Annotated in this window: 23 protein-coding genes; all 23 read left to right on the top strand. The window is 71.7% G+C overall.

Annotation, left to right across the window (positions count from 1 at the left end; all coding sequences use genetic code 11):
- Positions 1 to 67: 67 nt before the first annotated feature.
- The 23 genes from T9R20_RS09585 (at position 68) to lgt (ending at position 21,304) form a co-directional block, all read left to right on the top strand.
- On the top strand, positions 68 to 922 hold the full coding sequence (locus T9R20_RS09585; RefSeq protein ID WP_322409094.1) for an ABC transporter ATP-binding protein: 855 nt from the start codon (positions 68 to 70) through the stop codon (positions 920 to 922).
- A complete protein-coding gene (locus T9R20_RS09580) occupies positions 919 to 1,971 on the top strand; it encodes an aliphatic sulfonate ABC transporter substrate-binding protein (RefSeq protein WP_322409093.1) in 1,053 nt (350 codons plus the stop codon). Before T9R20_RS09585 ends, T9R20_RS09580 begins: the two co-directional genes overlap by 4 nt.
- A complete protein-coding gene (locus T9R20_RS09575; RefSeq protein WP_322409092.1) occupies positions 1,968 to 2,858 on the top strand; it encodes an ABC transporter permease in 891 nt (296 codons plus the stop codon). Before T9R20_RS09580 ends, T9R20_RS09575 begins: the two co-directional genes overlap by 4 nt.
- Entirely contained in the window at positions 2,855 to 4,855 is a 2,001-nt protein-coding gene (acs, locus tag T9R20_RS09570; protein WP_416182892.1) for an acetate--CoA ligase, read from the top strand. Before T9R20_RS09575 ends, acs begins: the two co-directional genes overlap by 4 nt.
- A gap of 26 nt (positions 4,856 to 4,881) precedes the next feature.
- Positions 4,882 to 6,213 (top strand): O-acetylhomoserine aminocarboxypropyltransferase/cysteine synthase family protein, encoded by a 1,332-nt coding sequence (locus T9R20_RS09565; RefSeq protein ID WP_322409091.1) that lies wholly within the window; start codon positions 4,882 to 4,884, stop codon positions 6,211 to 6,213.
- Positions 6,210 to 6,818 (top strand): CoA-binding protein, encoded by a 609-nt coding sequence (locus tag T9R20_RS09560; RefSeq protein ID WP_322409090.1) that lies wholly within the window; start codon positions 6,210 to 6,212, stop codon positions 6,816 to 6,818. The genes T9R20_RS09565 and T9R20_RS09560 overlap by 4 nt, the downstream gene beginning before the upstream one ends.
- Positions 6,819 to 6,902: 84 nt before the next feature.
- Complete coding sequence (gene rpoZ, locus T9R20_RS09555; protein ID WP_124293224.1) at positions 6,903 to 7,157, top strand: DNA-directed RNA polymerase subunit omega; 255 nt, start codon at positions 6,903 to 6,905, stop codon at positions 7,155 to 7,157.
- Positions 7,158 to 7,239: 82 nt separating this feature from the next.
- Positions 7,240 to 8,433 carry a methionine adenosyltransferase gene (metK, locus tag T9R20_RS09550; protein ID WP_322409089.1) on the top strand — a complete coding sequence of 398 codons (1,194 nt, stop codon included), beginning with the start codon at positions 7,240 to 7,242 and terminating at the stop codon, positions 8,431 to 8,433.
- Between the two features lie 31 nt (positions 8,434 to 8,464).
- The gene (locus tag T9R20_RS09545; protein ID WP_322409088.1) at positions 8,465 to 10,450 is read left to right on the top strand and encodes a primosomal protein N'; all 1,986 of its coding nucleotides are present in this window, start codon (positions 8,465 to 8,467) and stop codon (positions 10,448 to 10,450) included.
- Positions 10,451 to 10,458: 8 nt separating this feature from the next.
- A complete protein-coding gene (locus T9R20_RS09540; RefSeq protein WP_322409087.1) occupies positions 10,459 to 11,382 on the top strand; it encodes a methionyl-tRNA formyltransferase in 924 nt (307 codons plus the stop codon).
- Between the two features lie 5 nt (positions 11,383 to 11,387).
- On the top strand, positions 11,388 to 12,743 hold the full coding sequence (locus tag T9R20_RS09535; protein WP_416182976.1) for an RsmB/NOP family class I SAM-dependent RNA methyltransferase: 1,356 nt from the start codon (positions 11,388 to 11,390) through the stop codon (positions 12,741 to 12,743).
- 47 nt (positions 12,744 to 12,790) lie between these two features.
- The gene (gene rpe, locus T9R20_RS09530) at positions 12,791 to 13,489 is read left to right on the top strand and encodes a ribulose-phosphate 3-epimerase (RefSeq protein WP_322409085.1); all 699 of its coding nucleotides are present in this window, start codon (positions 12,791 to 12,793) and stop codon (positions 13,487 to 13,489) included.
- 12 nt (positions 13,490 to 13,501) lie between these two features.
- Positions 13,502 to 14,095: a hypothetical protein gene (locus T9R20_RS09525; protein ID WP_322409084.1), complete on the top strand. Its 594-nt coding sequence runs from the start codon at positions 13,502 to 13,504 to the stop codon at positions 14,093 to 14,095.
- Between the two features lie 44 nt (positions 14,096 to 14,139).
- Positions 14,140 to 14,403: a phosphoribosyl-ATP diphosphatase gene (locus tag T9R20_RS09520; protein WP_322409083.1), complete on the top strand. Its 264-nt coding sequence runs from the start codon at positions 14,140 to 14,142 to the stop codon at positions 14,401 to 14,403.
- Between the two features lie 40 nt (positions 14,404 to 14,443).
- On the top strand, positions 14,444 to 15,286 hold the full coding sequence (gene hisG, locus T9R20_RS09515) for an ATP phosphoribosyltransferase (RefSeq protein WP_322409082.1): 843 nt from the start codon (positions 14,444 to 14,446) through the stop codon (positions 15,284 to 15,286).
- A gap of 1 nt (position 15,287) precedes the next feature.
- Positions 15,288 to 16,082 carry an imidazole glycerol phosphate synthase subunit HisF gene (gene hisF, locus T9R20_RS09510; protein WP_322409081.1) on the top strand — a complete coding sequence of 265 codons (795 nt, stop codon included), beginning with the start codon at positions 15,288 to 15,290 and terminating at the stop codon, positions 16,080 to 16,082.
- Positions 16,079 to 16,468, top strand: coding sequence for a phosphoribosyl-AMP cyclohydrolase (hisI, locus tag T9R20_RS09505; protein ID WP_322409080.1), 390 nt, complete (start codon positions 16,079 to 16,081; stop codon positions 16,466 to 16,468). The genes hisF and hisI overlap by 4 nt, the downstream gene beginning before the upstream one ends.
- The gene (locus T9R20_RS09500; protein WP_322409079.1) at positions 16,465 to 17,088 is read left to right on the top strand and encodes a Trp biosynthesis-associated membrane protein; all 624 of its coding nucleotides are present in this window, start codon (positions 16,465 to 16,467) and stop codon (positions 17,086 to 17,088) included. Before hisI ends, T9R20_RS09500 begins: the two co-directional genes overlap by 4 nt.
- 45 nt (positions 17,089 to 17,133) lie before the next feature.
- Positions 17,134 to 17,382, top strand: coding sequence for a DUF6704 family protein (locus T9R20_RS09495; RefSeq protein ID WP_322409078.1), 249 nt, complete (start codon positions 17,134 to 17,136; stop codon positions 17,380 to 17,382).
- The gene (trpC, locus tag T9R20_RS09490; protein ID WP_322409077.1) at positions 17,379 to 18,227 is read left to right on the top strand and encodes an indole-3-glycerol phosphate synthase TrpC; all 849 of its coding nucleotides are present in this window, start codon (positions 17,379 to 17,381) and stop codon (positions 18,225 to 18,227) included. The genes T9R20_RS09495 and trpC overlap by 4 nt, the downstream gene beginning before the upstream one ends.
- A complete protein-coding gene (gene trpB, locus T9R20_RS09485; protein WP_322409076.1) occupies positions 18,224 to 19,489 on the top strand; it encodes a tryptophan synthase subunit beta in 1,266 nt (421 codons plus the stop codon). Before trpC ends, trpB begins: the two co-directional genes overlap by 4 nt.
- Positions 19,486 to 20,292, top strand: a complete 807-nt coding sequence (trpA, locus tag T9R20_RS09480; protein ID WP_322409075.1) for a tryptophan synthase subunit alpha — start codon at positions 19,486 to 19,488, stop codon at positions 20,290 to 20,292. The genes trpB and trpA overlap by 4 nt, the downstream gene beginning before the upstream one ends.
- 10 nt (positions 20,293 to 20,302) lie before the next feature.
- On the top strand, positions 20,303 to 21,304 hold the full coding sequence (gene lgt, locus T9R20_RS09475) for a prolipoprotein diacylglyceryl transferase (protein ID WP_322409074.1): 1,002 nt from the start codon (positions 20,303 to 20,305) through the stop codon (positions 21,302 to 21,304).
- Positions 21,305 to 21,317 lie beyond the last annotated feature (13 nt).

Here is a 21,317-nt window from a genome sequence, read left to right as displayed (position 1 = left end):
GGACGCGGACGTTTCAGAACGTTACGCCCGATGTGTCATCGAGCGCCGGGGTGGGCAGGCTTGGTGCATGCCCACCCCGAACTCCCGCGTCATCGACGTGCCCGCCCGCGGCGGTCGTCGTGGCGCGGTGCGGGTGGCCGGGGTGTCGCGAACCTTTCCGACGCCGGCCCCGCTGCCCGTCCTGCGTGACGTCGACCTCGCTCTCGCGCCCGGTGAGATCGTCGCCGTCGTCGGCCCCTCCGGGTGCGGCAAGTCCACGCTGCTGCGTCTTCTCGCGGGCTTGGACACCCCGACCGCCGGGATAATCGAGCTCGACGACGCCCCTGTCCGCGACACCGACGAGCGCACCGCCGTGGCGTTCCAGGAGCCGCGTCTCCTGCCCTGGCGCACCATCGCCGACAACGTCGCGCTGGGCCTTCCCCGCGGGGTGCGCGGGGCGGAGCGCCGTGAGCGCGTCGCCGAGCTCCTCGCTCTCGTCGGTCTCGGCCACGCCGCCGATCGCCGTCCGCGGGAGGTCTCCGGCGGAATGGCCCAGCGCACCTCCCTCGCCCGGGCGCTCGCCCGGAACCCCGAGGTGCTGCTGCTCGACGAGCCCTTCGGCGCACTGGACGCCCTCACCCGCCTGCGCATGCAGGACCTGCTGCTGCAGATCCACGCCGCGCGGCCCACCACCGTCCTGCTCGTCACCCACGACGTCGAGGAGGCGCTGTACCTGGCCGACCGCGTGCTGCTCCTCCGCTCGCTCGGCGGCGACCCCGCGGCATCCTCGATCGCCCGGATCGTCGACGTGCCCGGCGTCCGCCCGCGCGATCGCGCCGCCCACGACTTCACCGCCCTTCGCGCCGAACTCCTCGAGGGGCTCGGCGTCGACACCCACCACAGCGCACCCGACACCCGCCGCACCGCCGAGGAGACCCGATGAGCACCATCGTCCGCCGAACCGTTCCCGCCCTTGCGATCGCCGGGACGATCATGCTCGCCACGACAGGATGCCTCGCCGGCGAGAGCGCGGACGCGTCGAACGCGGACGCCGCGGGCTCGACGGGCGCCGAGAGCACCGAGTGGTCCACCGACACCCTGTCGATCGACTTCGCCACGTACAACCCGCTGAGCCTCATCGTGCGCGACCAGGGGCTCATCGAGGAGGCCCTCGGCGACGAGGTCACCGTCGAATGGGTGCAGTCGGCGGGATCGAACAAGGCCAACGAGTTCCTGCGCTCCGGGTCGATCGACGTCGGGTCGACGGCAGGCTCGGCGGCGCTCCTCGCCCGCGCGAACGGCTCGCCGATCAAGGTCATCGACATCTACTCGCAGCCCGAGTGGTCGGCCCTGGTCGTCCCCGCGGGGAGCGACATCACCTCCGTCGCCGATCTGGCCGGGAAGTCTGTCGCCGCCACCCCCGGCACCGATCCCTACTTCTTCCTCCTCCAGGCCCTGGAGACCGAGGGGCTGACGATCGCCGACGTCCAGCTGCAGAACCTGCAGCACGCCGACGGTCGCGCCGCCCTCGACGCCGGCTCGGTCGACGCATGGGCCGGGCTCGACCCGATCATGGCCGCCGCCGAGGCGGAGTCGGGCGCCGAGCTGGTCTACCGCAACGTCGACTTCAACTCCTACGGCTTCCTGAACGCCACCGAGGAGTTCCTGACCGACCACCCCGACGTGGCCCAGGTCGTCGTCGACGCCTACGAGGAAGCCCGTGCCTGGGCCCTGGAGAACCCCGACGAGACCGCGGCGCTCCTGGCCGAGGTCGCCGGCATCGACCCCGTCGTCGCCGAGACGGTCATCACCGAGCGCTCGAACCTCGACGTCAGCGGCATCCCCGGCGACGACCAGCTGTCGGTGCTGGAGAAGATCGGTCCGGTGCTCGTCGAGTCCGGCTCCATCCAAGGCGGCCAGGCCGCGGTCGACGACGCCCTCGAGACCCTCGTCGACGACAGCTTCGCCCGCGCGGCGACGGAGGACCAGTGAGCACCGACGTCCGACAGGGCCGCGCCTCGACGCTCCATCACGAACCCGGGCGGGACGGGCCGTCTGTGACGGCCGCTCCGGCCCCCGCCCCCGTCGCTGCGGCGACGGGGGCTCCCGCGCGTCGGGAGTTCTGGGCACGGCCCGGAGTCCGGATCGTCGGGGGCCTGATCGTTCCCGCCGTGCTCCTTCTCGCCTGGCAGGTCGCCTCGAGCACGGGGGCGATCCCCGCCTACCGGCTGCCGGCGCCGGCGACGGTCGTCACCGCCGCGGTCGAGATGGCGCAGACCGGCGAGCTGTGGCTGAACATCGCGATCTCGGTGCAGCGTGTGCTCCTCGGGTTCGCCCTGGGCTCGGTCATCGGGATCGCCGCGGCGGGGCTCGTGGGTCTCACCCGCATCGGCGACGTGCTGCTCAGCCCCTCGCTCGCCGCGCTGCGCGCCATCCCGTCGCTCGCCCTCGTTCCGCTCCTGCTGCTGTGGATGGGGATCGGGGAGGAGTCGAAGGTCACGCTGATCGCGATCGGCGCGTTCTTCCCCGTCTTCACCACGGTCGCCGGCGCTCTCCGTCACGTCGACGCGCACCTGGTGGAGATGGGACGTTCGTTCAGCCTGCGAGGGTGGGGGCTCTTCCGTACCGTCCAGCTCCCCGCCGTGCTCCCCGCGCTCGTCTCGGGGCTCCGACTCGGGATGGCGCAGGCGTGGCTGTTCCTCGTCGCCTCCGAGCTGCTCGGCGCGGCGATGGGACTGGGGTTCCTGCTGACGATCTCGCAGCAGACCGGGCGGGTCGACCGCATCCTCCTCACGATCGTCCTGCTCGCGCTCCTCGGCGCGCTCTCCAACGCGATCCTGAGCGTGGTGCAGAAGCGGCTCCTGCGGCGGTGGGCGTGACGGGCTCGGACACCCTCGACCGCGCGGCCCTGCGTTTCGCCCCGCCGGCCGATCTCGCCGCCCGCGCCAACGTCACTGCCGAGGCGTACGAGCGCGGCGCCGCCGACCCGCTCGGTTTCTGGGACGACGCGGCGCGGCGCCTGGACTGGACGACGCCCTGGCGGCGGACGCTCGAGTGGACGCCGCCCGACCCGGACGATCCCGAGATCGTCCCGTCGGCGACCTGGTTCGACGGCGGGCGCCTCAACGTCGCGGTCAACTGCGTCGACCGGCACGTGGCCGCCGGGCGCGGCGACACCGTGGCGCTGTACTTCGAGGGTGAGCCGGGCGACCGGCGCCGGGTCACCTACGCCGACCTGCAGCGCGAGGTCGCTCGCGCCGCGCACGCGCTCACCGCGCTCGGCATCGAGGCGGGCGATCGCGTGGTGGTCTACCTGCCGGTGCTCGTCGAAACCGTGGTCGTCGCACTCGCGTGCGCCCGCATCGGCGCCGTGCACTCCCTCGTGTTCGGCGGGTTCTCCGCGGAGGCCCTCCGCTTCCGCCTCGAAGACACCGGGGCGAAGCTGCTCATCACCTCAGACGGGCAGTTCCGCCGGGGATCCGCGGTGGAGGTGAAGTCGACGGCGGATGCCGCGGCTGAGGGCCTCGCCGACCTCGAGCACGTCCTGGTCGTCCGCCGCACCGGGCACGACGTGCCGTGGACGTCCGGACGCGACGTGTGGTGGCACGAGATCACCGCCGGGCAGCCCGACGTGCACGAGGCGGACGACGTCGACGCGGAGCATCCGCTCTTCATCATCTACACCTCGGGAACCACCGGCCGCCCGAAGGGGCTGGTGCACACCTCGGGCGGGTACCTCGCGCACGCGTCGTGGGCCCACTGGGCGCACTTCGACGCCAAGGCCGACGACGTCCACTGGTGCACCGCGGACCTCGCCTGGGTCACCGCGCACACCTACGAGCTGTACGGGCCGCTCTCCAACGGACTCACGCAGGTCATCTACGAAGGCACCCCCGACACCCCCGACCGCACGCGGCACCTCGAGATCATCGAGCGCTACGGCGTGACGGTGTACTACACCGCGCCCACGCTCATCCGCACGTTCATGGCCTGGTTCGGCGAGTCGCTCCCGGCCGGGTTCGACCTGTCGACCCTGCGCCTCCTGGGCACGGTGGGCGAGGCGATCAACCCCGCGGCCTGGCTGTGGTTCCGCGAGACGTTCGGAAGAGGCGAGCTCCCGGTCGTGGACACCTGGTGGCAGTCCGAGACCGGCGCGGCGATGGTGGCCCCGCTCCCGGGAGCGACCACCCTGGTCCCCGGCTCGCCCACTCGGCCCCTCCCGGGCATCGACGTCGCCGTCGTCGACGACCGCGGGGCGGAGATCGCCCCGGGCGACGCCGGCACCCTCGTGGTCAGGCGCCCCTGGCCGGGGATGGCCCGCACCGTGTGGGGCGATCCGGCGCGCTACCGGAGCGCCTACTGGTCGACCTTCGCAGGTCTCGGCGACTGGGGCGGGTACTACGTCGCCGGCGACGGCGCGACGCGCGACGAGGACGGGAACATCCGCATCCTCGGCCGCCTCGACGACGTCGTGAACGTCTCGGGCCACCGTCTGTCGACCATCGAGATCGAGTCGGCCCTGGTCGCGCGCGACGACGTCGCGGAGGCGGGGGCCACAGGCGTCACCGATCCGGTGACCGGCCAGCGCGTGGTCGTCTTCGTCGTGGCCGCCGGCCACGCACGACCCGACGAGCAGGCCCTGCGCGACGAGGTGGCGCGCGCGATCGGGCCCGTCGCCCGTCCGCACCGCGTCGTCTGCGTGCCGGAGCTTCCGAAGACCCGATCGGGGAAGATCCTCCGGCGGTTGCTCGCCCAGCTGTGGGAGGCCGACCTCGATCGCCGCGCCGGACGTGCGCCGACGCCGCTCGGCGACACGACCTCGCTGCAGAACCCCGACGCCGTCGCGGCGATCGCCCAGACCCTCGCGGCCCGCTGACCCGCCGCCCCCCAGGAAAAGGACCCATGACCGACGACCACCGCTTCGGCTTCCGCACCCGCGCGCTCCACGCCGGCGGCACGCCCGACGCCGCCACCGGCGCCCGTGCCGTTCCGATCTACCAGAGCACCTCGTTCGTCTTCGAGGGTGCGAAGGATGCCGCGAACCTCTTCGCCCTGCAGAAGTACGGCAACATCTACTCGCGCATCGGCAACCCCACGGTCGCGGCGCTCGAGGAGCGCCTGGCCTCGCTGGAGGGGGGCATCGGCGCGGTGGCGACGGCGTCGGGCATGAGCGCGGAGTTCATCACCTTCGCCGCCCTCGTCGGCGCGGGCGATCACGTCGTCGCGTCGGCGCAGCTGTACGGCGGCACGGTCACGCAGCTGGATGTCACGCTCCGGCGCTTCGGCGTGGAGACCACCTTCGTCGCCTCGACCGAGCCGGCCGACTACGCCGCCGCGATCCGGCCCGAGACCAAGGTGCTCTACGTCGAGACGATCGGAAACCCCTCGGGCTCCATCGCCGACATCGAGGGCCTCGCCGAGGTCGCGCACGCCGCGGGCATCCCTCTCGTGGTCGACTCCACGCTCGCGACGCCCTACCTGGCGCGCCCGCTGGAGCACGGGGCCGACATCGTCATCCACTCGGTCACGAAGTTCCTCGGCGGGCACGGCACGACCCTCGGCGGGGTGGTGATCGAGAGGGGCAGCTTCGACTGGGGCAATGGCAAGTTCCCGCAGATGACCGAGCCGGTGGCCTCGTACGGGGGCATCCGGTGGTGGGACAACTTCGGCGAGTACGGCTTCCTCACCAAGCTCCGCAGCGAGCAGCTGCGTGACATCGGTCCGGCCCTGAGCCCTCAGTCGGCCTTCCAGCTCCTCCAGGGGGTCGAGACCCTGCCGCAGCGCATCGACGCGCACCTGGCCGGCGCGCGCATCGTCGCCGAGTGGCTGAAGGAAGACCCCCGGGTGTCGTACGTCACGTGGGCCGGGCTCCCCGAGCACCCCCACCACGACCGGGCGCGGCGGTACCTGCCGCTCGGCCCCGGTTCGGTGTTCGCCTTCGGCATCCGTCCGGCGGGTTCCACGGGCGAGATCGACCCCGATGCGGCGCGCGCAGCGGGGGAGCGATTCATCGACGCGCTCCAGCTCGCCTCGCACCTCGCCAACATCGGCGACGCGCGGACCCTCGTCATCCATCCCGCGTCCACGACCCATCAGCAGTTGAGCGCCGAGCAGCTCAGCGCCGCCGGCGTCCCCGCCGACCTGGTGCGCATCTCGGTCGGGCTCGAAGACCCCGAAGACATCCTGTGGGACCTCGATCAGGCCCTCACCATCGCGACGGGAGCGACCCGATGACCGACGCGTCCTGCGCCCTGCCCGCCGCCCGCGAGACCGCCGAGCCCCTGGATACTCCGGCCACGGCCGACGGCGCCTTCTGCGCGTTGCCCTCCGCGCCGACACCGGGTCGCACCTGGCAGGGCCCCGGGGCGCAGGAGCGCTTCGAGATCCTGCGCCGGACCCGCTCCATCGCGATCGTCGGCGCCTCGGACAACCCGGCGCGGGCGAGTTACTTCGTCGCCTCCTACCTGTTGGGCAGCGCGCCCTACGACGTGTACTTCGTCAACCCCCGCGCCGACACCATCCTCGGCCGGCCGGCCTACGCCTCGCTCGCCGACCTTCCGGTCGCGCCCGACCTCGTCGACGTCTTCCGCCGCCATGACGATCTGCCGGGGGTCGCGGCCGAAGCGGTGGCCGCCGGTGCGAAGACACTGTGGCTGCAACTCGGCTCCTGGCACGAGGGTGCCGCGGCCATCGCCGAGGACGCCGGCCTGTCGGTCGTCATGGACCGGTGCGTGAAGATCGAGCACGCGCGGTTCCACGGAGGGCTCCACCTCGCCGGATTCGACACCGGGGTGATCAGCTCGCGCCGTCAACTGCTGAGCAGGCGCGCGGACCTGTAGAATGGGTGGATGGCGCGGCTCGGCCGACCGCCCCGCGCCTCAGGACTTCTCCGCCGACATCCTTTCGAACCAGGAGGTTCAGCCATGGCCGGAACCAACCAGGGCATCATCGAGCCCCCCATCGACAGCCTTCTCGAGAAGGTCGACTCGAAGTACCAGCTCGTCATCTACGCCGCCCGCCGCGCGCGTCAGATCAACGACTACTACTCGGATCTGCACGAGGGAAACCTCTTCGACAACGTCGGTCCGCTCGTGGACTCCACGGTCGAGGACAAGCCGCTGACGATCGCCCTTCACGAGATCAACGAAGACAAGCTGCGCCTGCGGGCCGCCGAGTAAGTCGTCCCCGCGTCCCTGCCCGGGGTGGCTGTCGGCCACCCCGGGCATACTTGTGCCCGTCCCCGCGAGATCTGGAGCATCGATGACCGCACTGCGTCTGTTCACGTCCGAATCCGTCACCGAGGGGCATCCCGACAAGATCTGCGACCAGATCTCCGACAGCATCCTCGACGCCATCCTCGCCGAGGATCCGCACGGGCGGGTCGCGGTCGAGACGCTCGTGACCACCGGGCTCGTCCACGTCGCCGGCGAGGTCTCCACCGCCGCATACGTCGAGATCCCCGCGATCGTCCGTTCGGTGGTCAACCGCATCGGCTACACCTCCAGCGAGACCGGCTTCGACGGCGGTTCCTGCGGCGTGAGCGTTTCCATCGGCGCACAGTCCTCCGACATCGCCGCAGGCGTCGACAAGGCCTTCGAGCGCCGTGAGGGCGGATCGGTCGATCCCAACGACGAGCAGGGCGCGGGCGACCAGGGCATCATGTTCGGCTACGCCACCACCGAGACCCCTCAGCTCATGCCGATGGCCGCATGGACCGCCCATCGCATGGCCGAGCGACTCGCCGCCGTGCGGCGCGACGGCGGACTGCCGTTCCTCCGCCCCGATGGCAAGACCCAGGTCACCCTCGGGTACGACGGCGTGGTGCCGCGCACCGTGGAGTCGGTGGTGCTCTCCACGCAGCACCACCCCGACATCTCGCAGAAGGCGCTCCGCGGTGCGGTGCGCGACGAGGTCATCGAGCCGGTGCTCGAGGCGACCGGGCTCGACATCTCGGGCGTGAAGTTCTACATCAACCCGGCAGGACCCTTCGTCGTCGGCGGGCCCAAGGGCGACGCCGGACTCACGGGTCGGAAGATCATCATCGACACCTACGGCGGCGCAGCCCGCCACGGGGGTGGGGCCTTCAGCGGCAAGGATCCCTCGAAGGTCGATCGGTCGGCGGCGTACGCGATGCGGTGGGTGGCCAAGAACGCCGTCGCCGCGGGGCTCGCCGACCGCCTCGAGGTGCAGGTCGCCTACGCGATCGGCAAGGCCAAGCCCGTCGGTCTCTACGTCGAGACGTTCGGCACGGGTCACGTGCCCGACGAGGTGATCACCGCCGCGATCCGCGAGGTCTTCGACCTGCGCCCCCGGGCGATCATCGAGCAGCTGGATCTTCTCCGTCCGATCTACGCGCAGACGGCGGCGTACGGGCACTTCGGTCGTGAGCTTCCCGACTTCACCTGGGAGCGCACCGACCGGGTCGACGACCTGCGCGCCGCCGCAGGCCTGTGACCGCCTCCCTCCCGGGAGGGGATCAGCGCCCATGAGCGGGGTGCGGGTGGTGCGAGTGCTCATCGACTCCCCGCTGCCGCAGCTGGACCGCCTGTTCGACTACGCCGTGCCGCCGGCCCTCGCCGGCGAGGTCGCTGCGGGCATCCGCATCAAGGTTCCGCTCCGCAGCGCCGGGCGCGTCGTCGACGCCTACGTGGTCGAGGTCGACAATGAGCCGGATGTCGGCGAGCGACCTCTCTCCGAGATCGACACCGTCGTCTCGTCGGTGCCGGTGCTGCCCGAGGGACTGTATCGCCTCGCACGACGGGCGGCGGACCGCGCGGCGGGGTCGGCCTCCGACATCCTGCGCCTGGTGATCCCCAAGCGCATGGTGCGTGCCGAGAAGGCGTGGCTCGCGGGCGAGGGGGCGGTGCCGACGATCGTCTCGGGCGACGCTGCGGAGCACGCCCGCGCGACGCTCGGGGCGTTTCCGGGACTCAGGGAGGCGATCCGTGCGGCCGAGCGCCTCGCTGTCGACGCTCCGCCTCACCCGGTCCTGACCTCGGCGGGCGAGGTCGGCGGGTGGGCGGATCTGCTGGCGGCCGCGGCGGTGGACACGCTCGCGGCGGGCAGGAGCGCCGTCGTGGTCGTCCCCGACCACCGCGACCAGGCGCAGATCGAGCGGGCCCTCGCCGCCCGTGTGGACGACGCGGCGATCGTCCGCGACGACGCGCGTCGATCCGGCCCCGTGCGGTACGCCGGCTTCCTGCGGATGCTCGCCGACACCCCCTGCATCGTCGTCGGCAACCGGTCGGCCGTCTACGCCCCGGTCCACCGCGTCGGACTCGTCGCGATCTGGGACGACGGAGATCCCCTTCTGACCGAACCGCTGTCTCCGGGGGTCCACGCCCGCGACGCGGCCCTCATCCGGCAGGAGCTCGACGGCTGCGCCCTGCTGTTCGCCGGTCACACGCGCACGACCGATGTGGAGAGGCTGGTGCAGCTCGGCTTCGTCCGCGACATCCCCGCGGCGAGGCGCCGCTCACCCCGGGTGGTGCTGAGCGCCACCCAGGAGGGGGAGCGCCGCGGAGTGCGCATCCCGTCGACCGCGTTCCGGGCTGCTCGAGACGCCCTCGCCGAGGGGCCCGTCCTCGTCCAGGTCGCGCGGCCCGGGTACGCCCCGGTGCTGGTGTGCGCCGAGTGCCGTCGTCCCGCGCGGTGCCGTCACTGCGAGGGACCTCTTCGCGCGCGGAGTATCGGTGCCGTGCCCGAATGCTCCTGGTGCGCGCGCGCAGCGCGCGGCTGGACCTGCGTGCACTGCGGCTCCGAGAAGGTGCGCCTGGCGTCGTCGGGCAGCGAGCGCACCGCCGAGGAGCTCGGCCGGGCCTTCCCCGGCGTGCGCATCATCGTCTCCGACGGCGGTCATCAGGTAGAGGGCGTGCCCGCGACCCCTGCGCTGGTGATCGCCACCCGCGGCGCCGAGCCCCCGGCCGAGGGGGGATATCGCGCGGTGGTGCTCCTCGACGGCGAGCGGATGCTGCTGTCGGACGATCTGCGGATCGGCGAAGCCGCCCTTCGATGGTGGTCCAACGCCGCGGCCCTCGCCGCCCCCGACGCTCCGGTGCATCTGGTCGGGGTGACCGGCTCCGTTGCCCGGGCTCTGGCCACCTGGTCGCAGTCGGCGTACGCCCGCGCCGAACTGGCCTCGCGCGCACCGCTGCGCATGCCTCCCGCGGTACGCGTTGCGGCGGTCGACGGCGATGCGCCGAGCGTCGAGACGGCCGTCGCGGCGTTGCGCGAGGCCGTCCCGGCTCTCGATGACGACAGCGTCCTGGGCCCCGCATCCCGCCCGGAGGGCGGGATGCGGGCACTGGTCCGCTTCGACTATCGCCTGGGTGCAGACGTCGCCGCGTCGCTCCGCTCCTCCGTCGTCGCGGCCGCGCTCCGCACCCGGCGATCCCGGGGACGCGCCCCGGCGTCCACCGGTACGCCGCCTACACTCAGAGTGCGGGTGGATCTGCCCGACCTCGACCTGTGAGAGCCCCCATGCGTCTCGTCTTCGCCGGCACCCCCGCACCGGCTGTGCCGTCGCTTCGCGCGCTGCATGCGTCATCCCACGACATCGTGACCGTCGTGACGCGCGAAGACGCACCCTTGGGGCGTAAGCGCGTGCTGACCCCGTCACCGGTCGCCGCCGCCGCGACGGAGCTCGGCCTGCCCATCGTCAAGGCCGGCCGGTTGAATGAGGCGGCGACGTCCGCCATCGCCGCCGTCCGCCCCGACCTCGGGGTCATCGTCGCCTACGGCGGTCTCGTCCGCGAGCCCCTGCTGTCGACGCCGCGCCACGGGTGGATCAATCTCCACTTCTCGAGGCTGCCGCGCTGGCGGGGCGCCGCCCCCGTGCAGCACGGACTGATCGCGGGAGACTTCGAGATCGCCGCGAGCGTCTTCCGACTCGTCGCCGAGCTCGACGCCGGCGACGTGTTCGACGAGGTGGTGCTCCCCACCCCGGCAGACGCCACTGCGGGGGAGGTGCTCGACCTCCTCGCCGAGCGAGGCGCCCTCCTGCTGCGCGACGTCGTCGACGCGATCGCCGACGGGTCGGCGGTGGCCCGTCCGCAGGTGGGTGCTCCGTCCTTCGCCCCCAAGCTCGGCGATGACGACGGCCGCCTGGAGTGGAATGCCCCCCGAGACGAGGTCCTCCACCGGTTCCGGGGCGTCACTCCCGAGCCGGGAGCCCACACCACCCTCGACGGTGGCCGGCTGAAAGTCTTGCGGGCCCGTGCCGCCGCTCCCGAAGCGCCTGCTCTGCCGCCGGGGCGTCTCGGCCTGCATGCGCGAACCGTCGTGGTCGGAACGGCCACCGAGCCCGTCGCGCTCGAGCGGGTCCAACCCGCGGGGCGCGGGCCGATGGACGCCGGAGACTGGTTCCGCGGGCTGCGTCAGAATGCGCTGGTGCTCGGATCATGAGCGCGATGAATCCCGCCCGGCTCGTGGCGTTCGAGACGATCCGCGCGGTCCACGACTCCGACGCCTACGCCAATCTGCTGCTGCCCACGGCGATCCGCCGGGCCGGGCTCGACAGCGCCGACGCGGCGCTCGCGACCGAGCTCACCTATGGGACGCTCCGCCGTGAGAACACCTACGACGCCGTCATCTCTCTCGCCGCCGATCGCACGGTCGACCTGATCGACCCGCCCGTCCTGGACGCTGTGCGACTGGGGGTCCATCAGCTGCTGTCGACGCGTGTCGCCTCCCACGCCGCCGTCAACGAGTCCGTCGAGCTGGCCCGCCGCAGCGCGGGCCGGAGCGCCGGCGGCTTCGCCAACGCGGTGCTCCGGCGGATCTCGCGCGACACCCCGGGGGAGTGGATGACCCGGGTCGGCAAGACCGCCCGCTCGGACGACGAGCGGCTGGGACTTCTCACGTCTCACCCGGTCTGGGTCGTGCGCGCCTTCCGCCGGGCCCTGGCCGCCGAGGGCCGCGCGGACGAGCTCGACGACCTCCTCCAGGCCGACAACGCCTCACCGCGTGTGACCTTCGCCGCCCTTCCGGGCCTCGCCGACGTCCCGAACGACGCGCGACGAACCGATTTCTCCCCTCTCGGCTTCCGTTCGCCCGGTGGGGACCCGGAGACGCAGGTCACCGAATCAGGCGGCCGCATCCGAGTGCAGGACGAGGGATCGCAGATCGCCGCCCTCGCGCTCACCCGTGCTCGGCCGGCACAGGCGGGGGAGCGCTGGCTCGACCTGTGCGCCGCTCCCGGCGGGAAGACGGCGATCCTCGCCGCCGAAGCCCTCGCCGCCGATGCACGGCTGGAGGCCAACGAGATCAATCCCGCGCGTGCGGGACTGGTGCGGCAGTCGATCGCGGGCGTGCCTCTCGAGGTTCCCGTCAGCGAGGAGGACGGGCGTGTCCGAGCGCGGGCCGGCGGGTACGACCGCATCCTCGTCGACGCCCCATGCACGGGGCTCGGCGCCCTCCGCAGGCGCCCCGAGGCCCGCTGGCGGAAGACGCCCGCCGACGTCGCCGACCTCGTCGACCTGCAGCGGGGCCTGTTGAACGCAGCGATCGACGGGCTCGTGCCCGGGGGTCTGGTGGCCTACGTCACCTGCTCGCCCCACCTCGCCGAGACCGCCGGCGTCGTCGCCGACGTGCTGCGCGACCGCGACGCCGAGGTCGAAGAACTCGATGCGCGCGCCGTCGTCACGGCGTTCTGCGTGACCGATCCTGCTCTCGTCCCGCAGGCCGACGGCTCGGGGCGTGCGCAGCTGTGGCCCCACCGGCACAACACCGACGCGATGTCGATCTCGCTGCTCCGGCGGCGCTGACCCGCGCAGGACGCGGGTCTGCGGGGGCAGGCCGACATAATGGTCCGGTGCACGCCGACAACGACACCGCCGCAGCGGTGCGGATCAACCCCAGCATCCTCGCCGCGGACTTCGTCCGCATGGCCGACGAGCTGGCGCGCATCGCCGCCGCCGACTTCGTGCACGTCGACGTCATGGACAACCACTTCGTCCCGAACCTGACGTTCGGTCCGCAGATGGTGGAGCGCATCCAGGACACCAGCCCCGTCCCGCTCGATGTCCACCTCATGATCGATGATCCCGAGCGCTGGGCCCCGGGCTACGCCGAGATCGGCGCCGCGTCGGTGACCTTCCATCTCGAGGCGGCCAGGGAACCGGTGAGCCTCGCGCGCCGCCTGCGTGCGGTCGGCGCCCGCGCCGGGGTGGCGGTCAAGCCCGCGACCCCGGTCGAATCGCTCTTCGACGTGCTCGACGAGTTCGATCAGATCCTGGTGATGACCGTCGAACCGGGATTCGGCGGGCAGTCCTTCATGCCCGACACCATGCCCAAGCTCCGCGCCCTCGCCGCCGAGGCCCGGCGGCGAGGATCGGAGGTGTGGCTCCAGGTCGACGGCGGCATCGGCGAGTCCACCATCGCCCAGGCTGCGGAGGCGGGCGCGGACACCTTCGTCGCGGGCTCCGCCGTGTTCGGCGCGGCGCATCCCGAGCAGGCGATCGTCGCGCTCCGCGACCGAGCGCACCGCCATCACCGTCATCCCCGAGGCTGATCGGAGTACGCCATGACCGACCGCTCCGCAGACGAGCCCGTCCGCCCCGCGCCTGACCCCGCGGCCGACGGCCTCGGGGCGACCACGCCCCCCGGCACGGGAGCGATGCGCGTGGCCGGCGCCCGCGGCGCGAGGTGGCTGCTGTCGGCCTACAGCGGCGAGCACGGCATCTACGGCGTCGTCCTCGTCACCGCCCTCATCGGCGCGGAGATCGAGGCGCCGACCGATCTCGACGTCATCTGGTTCGTCGCCGGGACGGTGGGCGTGTTCTGGCTCGCGCACATCTACGCCGCCGTCGTCGCGAGCAGGTCGCGCCGGCCCGTACCGCCACTGCACGTAGGCATCCGCGACGGCGTCCGCCACTCCGGCGGAATGGCGCTGGCGATGCTGATCCCCGTGTTCCTCCTGGCCACGGGCACCTGGGGGGTGTTGGACGAATGGACGGCGTACTTCCTCGCGCTCGGCAGCGGTGTGGTCATCCTCGGTCTGATCGGCTACCTCAACGCGCGCCGGAACGGGGCCACCTGGCCGTGGCGGGTGCTGGGCGTCATCGCGACGACGGTCCTCGGGCTCCTCGTCATCGGCCTGAGCATCCTCGTGCACTGACCCGCGGGCGCCGGGCGGGCCTGCCCGTTCGCTACCCTGGCATGGTGAAGACTTTCGACGCGCTGTTCGCCGAGCTCACGGCGAAAGCCGTCGAACGCCCGGCCGGATCGGGAACGGTCGCCGAACTCGACGCCGGTATGCACGCGATCGGCAAGAAGATCGTCGAAGAGGCCGCCGAAGTGTGGATGGCCGCCGAATACGAATCGGACGAGCGCACCGCGGAGGAGATCTCCCAGCTGCTGTACCACCTACAGGTGATGCTGGTTGCAAAGGGGCTCACCCTCGAGGACGTGTACCGACATCTCTGAGCGGTCCGCCATCCGTCCTCCCTCCCGAAAGCGTTCCCCCATGCTCAGAATCGCCGTGCCCAACAAGGGCTCCCTCGCCGACACCGCCTCCGCGATGCTCCAGGAGGCGGGGTACACCGGCCGACGTGATCCGAAGGATCTGCACGTCATCGACCCCGAGAACGAGGTCGAGTTCTTCTATCTGCGCCCGAAGGACATCGCCACCTATGTCGGATCCGGCGCCTTGGACGTCGGCATCACCGGCCGCGACCTGCTGCTGGATGCCCGCATGCCCGGGGCGCGCGAGATCGAGGCGCTCGGCTTCGGCGAGTCGACCTTCCGCTTCGCCGGGCCTCCGGGGCGCTTCACCGATGTCGACGATCTCGACGGCGTCCGCGTGGCCACCGCCTACCCCGGTCTCGTCGACGGCTTCCTCGACGAACGCGGGGTCGCCGTCGATCTCGTCCCGCTCGACGGCGCGGTGGAGTCGGCCGTGCGCCTGGGCGTGGCCGACGCCGTCGCCGATGTGGTCTCGACGGGGACGACGCTCCGTCAGGCCGGGCTCGAGATCTTCGGCCCCGCGATCCTCCAGTCCGAGGGCGTGCTGATCAGCGGACCGACGGATGCCGCGGGGACCGAGACCCTCCTCCGGCGGCTCCGTGGCGTCCTCGTCGCCCGTCGCTACGTGCTCATCGACTACGACCTGCCCGCCCGGCTGATCGACGACGCCGTCGCGGTGGCGCCGGGCATCGAGTCGCCGACCGTCTCGCCGCTGCGGGATCCGGAGTGGGTGGCGGTGCGGGTGATGAGCCCCCGGAAGGGTGTGAACCAGGTCATGGACGCCCTGTACGCCATCGGCGCACGCGCGATCCTCGTCACCGAGATCCACGCGGCGAGGCTCTGAGATGACCCTCGCCACGCGTGTCATCCCGTGTCTCGACGTCGCCGGCGGTCGCGTCGTGAAAGGCGTGAACTTCGTCGATCTGCGCGACATGGGCGATCCGGTGGAGCTCGCCAAGGCCTACTTCGACCAGGGGGCCGACGAGGTCACCTTCCTGGACGTCACCGCGACCGTCGACGAGCGCGCGACGACGTACGACGTCGTACAGCGCACGGCCGAGCAGGTGTTCATCCCCCTCACGGTCGGCGGCGGGGTGCGCTCCTCCGAGGACGTCGCCCGTCTGCTGGCGGTCGGAGCGGACAAGATCGGCGTGAATTCCGCGGCGATCGCGCGGCCGGGGCTGCTCGATGAGATCGCGGACCGCTTCGGCGCCCAGGTGCTCGTGCTCTCCCTCGACGTCAAGCGGGTGTCGGCGGAGCGACGGGCGGGCTCGGCGTCGGGCTTCGTGGTCACCACCCACGGCGGTCGCACCGAGACGGAGCTCGATGCCCTCGTCTGGGCGCGCGAGGCCGTGGAACGAGGCGCGGGGGAGCTGCTGGTCAACTCGATCGACGCCGACGGAACCAAGCAGGGGTTCGACCTGGAGCTGATCGCGGCGATGCGAGAGGTCGCGCGTGTTCCCGTCATCGCCTCCGGTGGTGCCGGCGCGCTGGAGCACTTCGCCCCCGCCATCACCGCCGGCGCCGACGCCGTACTCGCCGCCTCGGTGTTCCACACCGGCCAGCTGCGCGTCGGCGAGGTCAAAGAGGCCCTGGCGCGTCACGGGATTCCCGTGCGCCGGACGGAGGTCGACCGATGACGGGCACCGAGTCCTCCTCGCGGGTCGAGGACCGCATCGGGCGGGTGCGTTTCGGCGGCGACGGCCTCGTCGCAGCGATCATCCAGCAGTGGGACACCCGCGAGGTGCTCATGCTCGGATGGATGGATGCCGAGGCGCTGCGCCGCACTCTCACCGAAGGCCGGGTGACGTTCTGGTCGCGATCGCGGCAGGAGTATTGGCGGAAGGGCGACACCTCGGGCCACGCGCAGTTCGTCCGCGGTGCACGGCTGGACTGCGACGGCGACGCGATCCTCGTCGAGGTCGAGCAGATCGGCGTCGCCTGTCACACCGGGACCCGCACGTGTTTCGACGCCGATGATCTGGATCCGGCCGTCGGCACCCCGCCCGTCGGCGACCGGCTGTGAGTGCGCTCGGGCAGGGGCGCGGCAGAGCGTCCGCGCGCGCTCGTTCGCTGGCGGTTCTGCTCATCCTGGCCGCCGGGGCGATCGGTGTCATCGCCTCGACGCAGACCTGGCTGACCGTCACGATCGAAGACGGCGCGCGCGATCTGCTTCCGGTGAGCGGGGCGGCGGCACTTCCGGTACTCGCCCCCCTCAGCCTGACCGGTCTCGCGCTCGGCGCCGCCCTCTCGATCGCGGGGACCGTGCTGCGGTACGTCTTCGGAGTCCTCACCGTGGTGATCGCGGGGATCGTCGGCGCGGCGACGGCGATCATCGCCGTCACCGCGCCTGCGGCCGCCGTCGTGTCGGCGGTGACAGAGGCGACCGGGATCGCGGGCCTGGACGCCGTCGCCGAGCTGGTCACGGAGATCTCCGCGACCCCATGGCCGTGGATCACGCTCGGGGCGTCCGTCGTTCTGCTGACCGCGGGCGTCCTCATCCTCGCCACGGCGCACCGGTGGCCGGGCGCCGGGCGCAAGTACCGCACCGCCGTCGGCGCCTCGCCCGAGGGCACGGCCTCCCGCCGCACGGACGCGATCGACTCGTGGGACGAGCTGTCCCGCGGCCAGGATCCGACGGTCTGACCGATAGACTGGCGATGGTGTGTCCCGGCGTCCTGGAGGATTTTCATGAGCAACCACATCGGTGAGCCCGGTCACGGCAATTCGCCGGCCGCGTGGACGGCTGTCGTCATCATGCTCGTCGGCTTCACCGTCGGTACCGTCGCCTTCTTCTTCGACGTGCCCGCCGTGGTGTGGGCGTCCGCGGGGCTCGTCGTCGTCGGTCTGCTCGTCGGATGGGGCATGGCGAAGGCCGGGTACGGCGTCGGTGGCGCCAAGACGCTCGGCAGGGCCAAGACAACGGCGAAAGAGCATTGAGCGCCGGCGCTGAGCGGACATCGACGGGGATCGACCTCCTCGCCGAACTGACTGCAGGCGCCGTCGAGGATGCCGCACGACGCGCCGAGCACGTCCCGCTGATCGACGTGGAGCGCTCCGCGTCGGCGCGACCTCCCGCCCGGAATGCCGTCTCCACGCTCGCACCCGCAGATCGGGTGAAGATCATCGCGGAGGTGAAGCGCGCAAGCCCTTCCCGGGGTGCGCTGGCCGAGATCCCCGATCCGGCCGCGCAGGCCCGGCGCTATCAGCAGGGCGGCGCCGCGGCCATCTCGGTCCTCACCGAGGGGCGTCGCTTCTCGGGCAGCCTCGCCGACCTCGAGGCGGTGGTCGCCGCGGTCGATGTGCCGGTCCTGCGGAAGGACTTCATCGCCACCGAGTACCAGGTCCTCGAGGCCCGCGCAGCCGGTGCCGACCTGGTGCTCCTCATCGTCGCCGCCCTCGACCAGGACGTCCTCGTCCGGCTGCACCGCCTCATCGGCGACCTCGGCATGACCGCACTGGTCGAGACCCACAGTGCCGACGAGGTGTCGAGGGCGATCGACCTCGGCGCAGAGGTCATCGGCGTCAACGCGCGCGACCTGTCGACGTTCCAGCTGGATCGCGACCTGTTCGGGCGCCTGGAATCACTCATCCCCGAAGGAACCATCCGCATCGCGGAGTCGGCGGTCTCGTCCCCGGACGACGTCGCGCACTATCGCGATCACGGTGCCGACGTCGTCCTCATCGGCGAAGCCCTCGTCACGGGTGATCCGGTGGCGACCCTCGGCCGGTTCCTCGCGGCGGGAGACCGTCCCGCCGGCCGACGACGGAAGGAGCGGACATGAGTCTGCGTGAAGCCGCTGGGCCATTCTTCGGCGAGTTCGGTGGGCGGTTCATGCCCGAATCGCTCATCGCCGCCATCGACGAACTGAGCGCCGAATACGACCGCGCGAAGGCGGACCCCGCGTTCCAGGACGAGTTCCTGCAGCTGCTGCGCAGCTACGCCGGCCGACCCTCCATCATCACGGAGGTTCCGCGCTTTGCCGCGCACGCCGGCGGAGGTCGGGTGTTCCTCAAGCGCGAGGACCTCAACCACACCGGTTCGCACAAGATCAACAACGTCCTCGGTCAGGCGCTGCTGACCCGCCGCCTCGGCAAGAAGCGGGTCATCGCCGAGACCGGCGCCGGTCAGCACGGCGTGGCCACGGCGACCGCGGCTGCGCTGTTCGGGCTGGAGTGCACCGTCTACATGGGCGAGGTCGACACCGAGCGTCAGGCTCTGAACGTCGCGCGCATGCGCCTGCTCGGTGCCGAGGTCGTCCCGGTGACCACGGGATCGCGCACGCTCAAGGACGCCATCAACGAGGCCTATCGCGACTGGGTCTCGAGCGTCGAGACGACCAACTACATCTTCGGCACCGCGGCGGGGCCCCACCCCTTCCCCGCCATGGTGCGCGATTTCCAGAAGGTGATCGGCGAAGAGGCGCGCCAGCAGCTGCTCGACGAGGTCGGTCGCCTCCCGGACGCGGTGTTCGCGTGCGTGGGTGGGGGATCCAACGCGATCGGCATGTTCGACGCCTTCCTGGATGACGCGGACGTGCGGCTCTACGGGGTCGAAGCCGCCGGCGACGGCGTCGACACGGTGCGGCACGCGGCGTCGATCGAGCGGGGTCGCCCCGGCGTCCTGCACGGCGCGAAGACCTTCGTGCTGCAGGACGAGGACGGCCAGACCACCGAGTCCCACTCGATCTCGGCCGGCCTGGATTACCCGGGTGTGGGGCCCGAGCACGCGTGGCTCGCGTCGATCGGCCGAGCCGAGTACATCCCCGCCACCGACGCGGAGTCGATGGCGGCGCTGCGACTGCTCTCCGAGACCGAAGGGATCATCCCCGCCATCGAATCCGCGCACGCCCTGGCCGGAGCGATACGGATCGGCGAGCAGCTGGGTCCCGATGCCGTCATCGCGATCTGCCTCTCGGGTCGTGGTGATAAGGACATGGACACCGCCGCGCGCTACTTCGAGCTCTACGACGCGGGCATCGATCTCGCGGCCGCCGCGGCCGAGCCCGTCGTCGACGCGGCCAAGGGGGAGGGCGTGAAGCTGTGACCTCCCCCGTCTCGGCGGCGATCGACGCCGCCAAGGCTGACGGCCGCGGCGCCCTGGTCGGATACCTTCCGATCGGCTTCCCCGATCTCGGCTCCAGCATCGACGCCGCCGTCGCCCTGGCGGAGGCGGGGGCCGACGTGCTCGAGCTCGGCCCGCCGTACTCCGACCCGGTCATGGACGGCACCGTGATCCAGGAGGCGACGCAGACGGCGCTGGCCGCCGGGTTCCGCCTGCGCGACACCTTCACCGCGGTGGCCGAGGTCACGCGGCAGACCGACACGCCGGTCCTCGTCATGACGTACTGGAACCCGGTGATGCAGTACGGCGTCGACCGGTTCGCCGACGACCTGCGCGCGGCCGGGGGAGCGGGGCTCATCACCCCGGATGTCACACCCGACGCCGCCGGCGAATGGATCGCGGCCTCCCGCCGTGCCGACCTCGACCGCGTCTTCCTCGCCGCCCCGACGTCCACCGACGAGCGCCTCGATCTCATCGCATCGAATTCGACCGGTTTCGTCTACACGGTCTCCACGATGGGGATCACCGGCGTCCGGGAAGACCTCGACGCCGCCGCCCGAGGGCTCGTCGCGCGGCTTCGCGCTCACGGCGCCGAGCGGGCGTGCGTCGGCATCGGCATCTCCAACGCCGCGCACGTGTCGGGAGTCCTCGAGTACGCCGACGGCGCCATCGTCGGCACAGCCCTCGTGCGGGCGCTGCGCGACGGCGGCATCCCGGCGCTGCGGGATCTCACCGCCGAGCTGTACCAGGGCACGATGTCGGCGGGCGCCGGGCGGCCCGCTTAGACTCGAACCCATGTCGTTCGCCCTCTCGAGTGCGGGAACCGCCGTGCTCGCCAGCATCCCGAGCCCTGAGATCAGCTTCATCCAGCTGGGACCGGTGCGCGTCTACTTCTACGCGCTGTGCATCATCGCCGGGATCATCGCCGCGGTCCTGCTCACCAACCACCGGCTGACCAAGCGCGGTGCGGAGCCCTGGGTGGTCATCGACATCGCCCTGCTCGCCGTCCCGCTCGCGATCGTCGGCGCACGGATCTTTCACGTGCTCACCCACCTGGGCTTCTACTTCTACGAGGGCTCGAACCCGTGGAATCCGTTCCAGCCCGGCTCGGTCTGGGCCATCTGGGAGGGCGGGATCGCGATCTACGGTGCGCTGATCGGCGGTGCCGTCGGCGCGTGGCTCGGCTGCCGTTGGACGGGGATCCGCTTCTGGACCTTCGCCGATGCCCTCGCCCCGGGGATGCTGCTGGCCCAGGCGATCGGCCGCTTCGGCAACTGGTTCAACCAGGAGCTGTTCGGCCTTCCCACCGACCTGCCGTGGGGCCTCGAGATCGACTCCGACAACGCCGCCTTCCCCCCTGGTCTTCCCGCCGACACGCTGTTCCACCCGACCTTCCTCTACGAGGTCATCTGGAACACCGCGGGCGTCCTCGTCCTGCTCTGGGCGGGCAGGAGCCTGCGGATGCAGTGGGGACGCCTGTTCGGCCTGTACCTCGTCTGGTACAGCGCGGGCCGGATCGTGTGGGAGTCGATCCGCATCGATCCGAGCGACATCTACCTGGGTCTTCGCACCAACGTCTGGGCGGCGATCTTCGGCGTCGTGGTGGGCCTTGCCATCATCATCGTGCAGCGTCGACGGCACCCCGGCACCGAGCCGTCGCCGTATGTGCCCGGTCGGGAGTGGAAGGGCTCGGGCACGGTACAATCGCAGGACACCAACGACTTCGTCGACCTCAGCGAACCACCGGGGAACGAGGTCGCCGAGAGCGATGCCACAAGCACAGCCGCCAAGAAGTAGGGGTGTTCATCAG

This window comes from Microbacterium invictum, assembly GCF_034421375.1.
Classification (GTDB): Bacteria; Actinomycetota; Actinomycetes; order Actinomycetales; family Microbacteriaceae; genus Microbacterium; species Microbacterium invictum_A.
This window is presented reverse-complemented; position numbering and strand designations above follow the sequence as displayed.

Excerpts from the sequence above, each read along its gene's own strand:
- T9R20_RS09540 (WP_322409087.1), top strand. The coding sequence starts at position 10,459 with ATGCGTCTCGTCTTCGCCGGCACCCCCGCACCGGCTGTGCCGTCGCTT.
- lgt (WP_322409074.1), top strand. The coding sequence starts at position 20,303 with ATGTCGTTCGCCCTCTCGAGTGCGGGAACCGCCGTGCTCGCCAGCATC.
- T9R20_RS09585 (WP_322409094.1), top strand. The coding sequence starts at position 68 with ATGCCCACCCCGAACTCCCGCGTCATCGACGTGCCCGCCCGCGGCGGT.
- metK (WP_322409089.1), top strand. The coding sequence starts at position 7,240 with ATGACCGCACTGCGTCTGTTCACGTCCGAATCCGTCACCGAGGGGCAT.
- hisI (WP_322409080.1), top strand. The coding sequence starts at position 16,079 with ATGACGGGCACCGAGTCCTCCTCGCGGGTCGAGGACCGCATCGGGCGG.
- T9R20_RS09580 (WP_322409093.1), top strand. The coding sequence starts at position 919 with ATGAGCACCATCGTCCGCCGAACCGTTCCCGCCCTTGCGATCGCCGGG.
- T9R20_RS09560 (WP_322409090.1), top strand. The coding sequence starts at position 6,210 with ATGACCGACGCGTCCTGCGCCCTGCCCGCCGCCCGCGAGACCGCCGAG.
- T9R20_RS09525 (WP_322409084.1), top strand. The coding sequence starts at position 13,502 with ATGACCGACCGCTCCGCAGACGAGCCCGTCCGCCCCGCGCCTGACCCC.
- rpoZ (WP_124293224.1), top strand. The coding sequence starts at position 6,903 with ATGGCCGGAACCAACCAGGGCATCATCGAGCCCCCCATCGACAGCCTT.
- hisG (WP_322409082.1), top strand. The coding sequence starts at position 14,444 with ATGCTCAGAATCGCCGTGCCCAACAAGGGCTCCCTCGCCGACACCGCC.
- T9R20_RS09565 (WP_322409091.1), top strand. The coding sequence starts at position 4,882 with ATGACCGACGACCACCGCTTCGGCTTCCGCACCCGCGCGCTCCACGCC.
- T9R20_RS09545 (WP_322409088.1), top strand. The coding sequence starts at position 8,465 with ATGAGCGGGGTGCGGGTGGTGCGAGTGCTCATCGACTCCCCGCTGCCG.
- hisF (WP_322409081.1), top strand. The coding sequence starts at position 15,288 with ATGACCCTCGCCACGCGTGTCATCCCGTGTCTCGACGTCGCCGGCGGT.
- T9R20_RS09495 (WP_322409078.1), top strand. The coding sequence starts at position 17,134 with ATGAGCAACCACATCGGTGAGCCCGGTCACGGCAATTCGCCGGCCGCG.
- trpB (WP_322409076.1), top strand. The coding sequence starts at position 18,224 with ATGAGTCTGCGTGAAGCCGCTGGGCCATTCTTCGGCGAGTTCGGTGGG.
- T9R20_RS09535 (WP_416182976.1), top strand. The coding sequence starts at position 11,388 with ATGAATCCCGCCCGGCTCGTGGCGTTCGAGACGATCCGCGCGGTCCAC.